General features: G+C 41.0%; 3 protein-coding genes and 1 pseudogene. All 4 read left to right on the plus strand.

Annotated features, from left to right (window positions below):
* Nucleotides 1-352 (plus strand): annotated as a pseudogene (locus tag AC13DA_RS00005) (PQQ-dependent dehydrogenase, methanol/ethanol family); the annotation flags it as partial.
* A 266-nt stretch (nt 353-618) separates the two neighbouring features.
* Entirely contained in the window at nt 619-1,971 is a 1,353-nt protein-coding gene (locus AC13DA_RS00010) for a sensor histidine kinase (protein WP_284452326.1), read from the plus strand.
* A complete protein-coding gene (locus tag AC13DA_RS00015; protein ID WP_007146856.1) occupies nt 1,958-2,596 on the plus strand; it encodes a response regulator in 639 nt (212 codons plus the stop codon). Before AC13DA_RS00010 ends, AC13DA_RS00015 begins: the two co-directional genes overlap by 14 nt.
* 190 nt (nt 2,597-2,786) lie before the next feature.
* A partial coding sequence (locus tag AC13DA_RS00020; RefSeq protein ID WP_482945751.1) for a PQQ-dependent dehydrogenase, methanol/ethanol family occupies nt 2,787-4,354 on the plus strand: 1,568 nt, incomplete at its 3' end.

Here is a 4,354-nt window from a genome sequence, read left to right on the forward strand (position 1 = left end):
CGTATGGTCAAACCCAGAACGTTTCTCAGTCTGGTCTGGTGCCTTAGCAACCGCTTCTGACGTCGTGTTCTACGGTACATTAGAAGGTTACCTGAAAGCCGTTGATGCGCAAACAGGTCGTGAGCTGTGGAGATTCAAAACAGCATCAGGTGTAATCGGTAACGTCAATACTTACACGCATGACGGTAAACAGTACGTTTCTGTGCTGTCAGGTGTCGGTGGTTGGGCAGGTATCGGTATGGCGATTCCTGACTTAGAAAACAGCTCAGATGGTCTTGGCGCAGTCGGTGCTTATAAAGCATTGTCTAGCTGGACTAACCTGGGTGGTGTTCTGAGCGTATTCAGCCTGTAAGACCCAGATGATATAGATTACTCCGTAATCTTAGTCTGAATAAAAGGCCCGGTATCTTTTGATGTCGGGCTTTTTTTATATCTCTAAATCAAAATGGGATTTGAGGTATGTCTGTGGTTAAAAAAGCTATAATAGTCGGCTTCGACTGCATTGTTTATATCTAAGGATGTTGATGTAGCAAGGTGTGCTTGTGTGTGAAAACCTAAATACCAAACTTATTTCGTTAGGGACTACAGGTATTTTTAAGCCTCACGATAAGGGTATTGATGAATAAAATATTGACCGGCTCAGTTGCACAGAAAGTAGCGTTATTTATCGCTGGATTAATTTGCTTTCTAATTTTCTTAGAAGTCTTAGCCCTAGTACAAATCTACTTGATTAACCATCGTGAAACTACTCAGGAAGCCACCTTGGTTTCATCCATGATTCGTGAGCAGATTGACGATTTTAATATCGCCGAGACAGATAAAAATCAGATTCCTATATTTGAACTACAACAATGGCGTAATTTAGATCGTTTGAATATTGAGTTCATCTCTCAAGATGGTTCTATGATTGAAAGTAATCATCAATATCAATCTGATACTGATGGGCTGATGACAAAAGTGATGAAAGTCATTTTAGATATCTTTCATCTTAAATCTGTTTATATTGTTGAGCCGGTAGTGATTCACTCCAGGCATGTTGGTGAAGTCATTATTCGCAGTGATATATATCATGAGCTGAAATATGTTGGGATAGGGATTGCCGAATTATTAATTCCCATTTTATTCACATTCATATTATCAAGCTGCCTGGTCGTGTTTCTGTTCTCACTCATTTTAGAGCGTATTGACGGTCAACTTAACTTTCCAAGACAGAAGGAAGAGAAAACGGGACGTCTACGTTATCTATCCTTATCCAATATCAAACGCCTTATTTTTCGTATTATTGAGTCAAGTGAAAGTTTAAAAAAGGTTTTTCACATACAAAAGAGAAAAGCCGTTGAATTACAAGAAATCGAACGAAAACGTATTGCGGCAGAGCTACACGATGAGCTTGGTCAACTTTTAACCACAATGCGTATTGAGTTGGACAAGTTTTATCACTCAGATGATCCCAATACAAAAGAAAATACTATCGCTAATCTAAGGCAACGTAGCGAGAGAATGTCAGATATTCTGAGATCGAATCTTAAACAATTACGCCCCCCTAATTTATCTGAATTTGGTTTGGCACATTGTTTACATGAGTTGGTTAATGACTGGATTTATAACCATCCGCAGCATCAACTTGAATTGACCATAAATTGTAATTTGAGGTTACTTGATGAGCATATGCAATTAAGCTGTTACCGTATCATTCAGGAAGGTTTAACTAACATCAGTCGTCACGCTGGTAACAATGTTGAAGCTAAAATTCTGCTTTACAGAAAAGACAATGACATTATTATCGAAGTGATAGATAACGGTCAGGGATGCGATTTAAACTTGATAAAAAAAGGCTATGGATTATTAGGTATGCGAGAACGGGTAGAGACAGTATCAGGTCACATTCACATTGAAAGTCAGCCAGGACAAGGCATGAAAATTACAGTGAAGCTGCCGTGTGGTATCGGAGAGATCGATGGCAAAAATTAAGATTCTATTGGCTGATGATCATGAGATTGTACGATCAGGTCTAGCGAGTATGCTGAACAGTTACGATGAGTTTCAGGTTGTGAAAGAAATTCCAAGCGGGGAAAAAGCCTATCAGGCATACACAGAATTATTACCCGACATCCTTATCACTGATATGTCGATGCCAGGTATTGGCGGTTTGGAAGCAGTAAGAAGGATCTGTGGTAAGTTTCGAAATGCTCGTATTATTGTCTTTTCAATGCATGAAAATGTGACATTAGCGATGCAAGCAATGAGTGCTGGAGCAAAAGGTTACGTTATCAAATCAGGTGATAGTCAAGATCTGGTGACGGCTATTCATCAGGTAATGAATGGCAAAAACTTTTTAAGTGCTGAAATGGCACAGAAAATTGCTATGCAAAGTGTGTCTGGCTCCGATGACCCTACCCAAAGATTGAGTACTCGTGAATTTGAAATATTCAGGCTGTTGGCTGAAGGACTGACCATTTCACAGGTTGCCTCCCAGTTAAGTCTGGAAGCGAAAACTATTGCTAATTACCAGACCATGTTAAAACATAAATTGGGTTTTAATTCATCGGCAGAAATGGTTCGCTTAGCCATAAAGTACGGTGTAGTCAGCAGTTAATACTAGATTTTCAATTATTTTCAGGAATCTTATTAATATTGTGTGGGAAGCCTTTCCGCCATGCTTGGGAATATATCCCAAACTATGGGTGATTATTCCCTAATGAAAAGAAGGTAAAAGCCGAATAGAGTCCTCCCTGACCGGCCAGTGTTGCCGTCATGTTAAATAACAATTAATAGAGGTCACTCTAATGAAGCTGAAAACTTTATCAATCGCAATGATGACTTTAGCTGTGCCAAGCTTGGCTGCTGCTGATGAATTATTGCAAATGCAAAAAGATCCGAATAACTGGGTAATGCCAGCAGGTAACTATAACAACCAACGTTACTCTGAATTAACTCAAATCAACAAAGACAATGTTAAAGATTTAAACATGGCATGGTCTTTCTCAACCGGTGTTTTACGTGGTCACGAAGGTAACTCTCTGGTTATCGGTGACACTATGTATGTCCATACTCCTTTCCCAAACATCGTTTATGCGTTGGACTTAAACAGTGAAGGTGCGATCAAATGGAAATATGAGCCAAAACAAAACTACGATGAAACAGTACCTGTTATGTGCTGTGACACGGTTAACCGTGGTTTAAGCTATGCAGACGGCAAAATCTTCCTGAACCAAGCCGATACAACACTTGTTGCATTAAATGCTGAAGACGGCAAAGTGGTTTGGTCTGATAAACGTGATGATGCTAAACGTGGTGCAACAAGCACGGGTGCTGCATTTGTATTCAAAGATAAAGTGTTAGTCGGTATCTCAGGTGGTGAGTTTGGTGTACGTGGTTACGTTCAAGCCTATGACTTAGATGGTAACGTTAAATACAAAGCCTACAGCACGGGTCCTGATGAAGAAATGTTAGTTGATCCTAACAAAACAACGTCTATGCTGAAGCCGGTTGGCAAAGATTCATCTTTGAAAACCTGGCAAGGTGACCAATGGAAAATTGGTGGTGGTACAACATGGGGTTGGTATTCATACGATCCAGATCTGAACATGTTCTACTATGGTTCAGGTAACCCATCTACCTGGAACCCGGTTCAACGTCCTGGTGACAACAAATGGTCAATGTCTCTATGGGGTCGTGACTTAGACACCGGTATGGCGAAATGGGTTTACCAAATGACACCACATGATGAGTGGGATTATGATGGTATCAACGAAGTTGTACTTGCTGATCAAAAAGTGAAAGGCAAAATGCATAAAACTGCTGTCCACTTTGACCGTAACGGTTTTGGTTACACCATGGACCGCGTCACTGGTGAACTGTTAGTGGCTGAAAAATATGATCCAGCGGTTAACTGGTCAAACGGTGTGAACCTGAAAACCGGTTTACATGATCGTGTAGCGAAGTACTCTACTGCACGTAACGGTGAAGATGTGAATACATCTGGCGTATGCCCTGCAGCATTGGGTTCTAAAGATGAGCAACCTTCAGCGTATTCTCCACGCACAGGTCTGTTCTACGTGCCAACCAACCATGTATGTATGGACTATGAACCATTTGAAGTGGAATATGTAGCAGGTCAACCATACGTTGGTGCAACATTAAGCATGTACCCCGCACCAGGTGGTACACACTTAGGTAACTTCATCGCTTGGGATGCCCGTGAAGGTAAGATCGTATGGTCAAACCCAGAACGTTTCTCAGTCTGGTCTGGTGCCTTAGCAACCGCTTCTGACGTCGTGTTCTACGGTACATTAGAAGGTTACCTGAAAGCCGTTGATGCGCAAACAGGTCGTGAGCTGTGGAGATTCAAAAC

Source organism: Methylophaga sp. F-2, assembly GCF_056859315.1.

Bases quoted from the DNA above. Each gene is read 5' to 3' on its own strand.
- AC13DA_RS00015 (WP_007146856.1), top strand. From the start codon at position 1,958: ATGGCAAAAATTAAGATTCTATTGGCTGATGATCATGAGATTGTACGA.
- AC13DA_RS00010 (WP_284452326.1), top strand. From the start codon at position 619: ATGAATAAAATATTGACCGGCTCAGTTGCACAGAAAGTAGCGTTATTT.